At 56.8% G+C, this 1,393-nt stretch carries 1 rRNA gene; it reads left to right on the forward strand.

The features are described from left to right. Positions 1 to 1,393 (forward strand): 23S ribosomal RNA (locus ADL08_RS09950); the annotation flags it as partial.

Raw genomic sequence — 1,393 nt, forward strand, 5'->3', positions numbered from 1 at the left:
GTAGTAGGTAAGCGATGGGGTGACGCAGGAAGGTAGTCCAGCCCGGGCGGTGGTAGTCCCGGGGTAAGGGTGTAGGACGTCACGTAGGCAAATCCGCGTGACACATAGTCTGAGACCTGATGCCGAGCCGATTGTGGTGAAGTGGATGATCCTATGCTGTCGAGAAAAGCCTCTAGCGAGTTTCATGGCGGCCCGTACCCTAAACCGACTCAGGTGGTCAGGTAGAGAATACCGAGGCGTTCGGGTGAACTATGGTTAAGGAACTCGGCAAAATGCCCCCGTAACTTCGGGAGAAGGGGGGCCACGCCTGGTGATCGGACTTGCTCCGTGAGCTGGGGGTGGCCGCAGAGACCAGCGAGAAGCGACTGTTTACTAAAAACACAGGTCCGTGCGAAGCCGTAAGGCGATGTATACGGACTGACGCCTGCCCGGTGCTGGAACGTTAAGGGGACCGGTTAGTGACCTTTCGGGGTTGCGAAGCTGAGAACTTAAGCGCCAGTAAACGGCGGTGGTAACTATAACCATCCTAAGGTAGCGAAATTCCTTGTCGGGTAAGTTCCGACCTGCACGAATGGCGTAACGACTTCTCGACTGTCTCAACCATAGGCCCGGTGAAATTGCACTACGAGTAAAGATGCTCGTTTCGCGCAGCAGGACGGAAAGACCCCGGGACCTTTACTACAGTTTGATATTGGTGTTCGGTTCGGCTTGTGTAGGATAGGTGGGAGACTGTGAAACCGTGACGCCAGTCATGGTGGAGTCGCCGTTGAAATACCACTCTGGTCGTGCTGGATGTCTAACCTCGGTCCGTGATCCGGATCAGGGACAGTGTCTGATGGGTAGTTTAACTGGGGCGGTTGCCTCCCAAAGGGTAACGGAGGCGCCCAAAGGTTCCCTCAGCCTGGTTGGCAATCAGGTGTTGAGTGTAAGTGCACAAGGGAGCTTGACTGTGAGACCGACGGGTCGAGCAGGGACGAAAGTCGGGACTAGTGATCCGGCGGTGGCTTGTGGAAGCGCCGTCGCTCAACGGATAAAAGGTACCCCGGGGATAACAGGCTGATCTTCCCCAAGAGTCCATATCGACGGGATGGTTTGGCACCTCGATGTCGGCTCGTCGCATCCTGGGGCTGGAGTCGGTCCCAAGGGTTGGGCTGTTCGCCCATTAAAGCGGTACGCGAGCTGGGTTTAGAACGTCGTGAGACAGTTCGGTCCCTATCCGCTGCGCGCGCAGGAATATTGAGAAGGGCTGTCCCTAGTACGAGAGGACCGGGACGGACGAACCTCTGGTGTGCCAGTTGTCCTGCCAAGGGCATGGCTGGTTGGCTACGTTCGGGAGGGATAACCGCTGAAAGCATCTAAGCGGGAAGCCTGCTTCGAGATGAGTATTCCCACC

The sequence above is a fragment of the Streptomyces sp. NRRL F-6492 genome (assembly GCF_001280125.1).
Classification (GTDB): domain Bacteria; phylum Actinomycetota; class Actinomycetes; order Streptomycetales; family Streptomycetaceae; genus Streptomyces.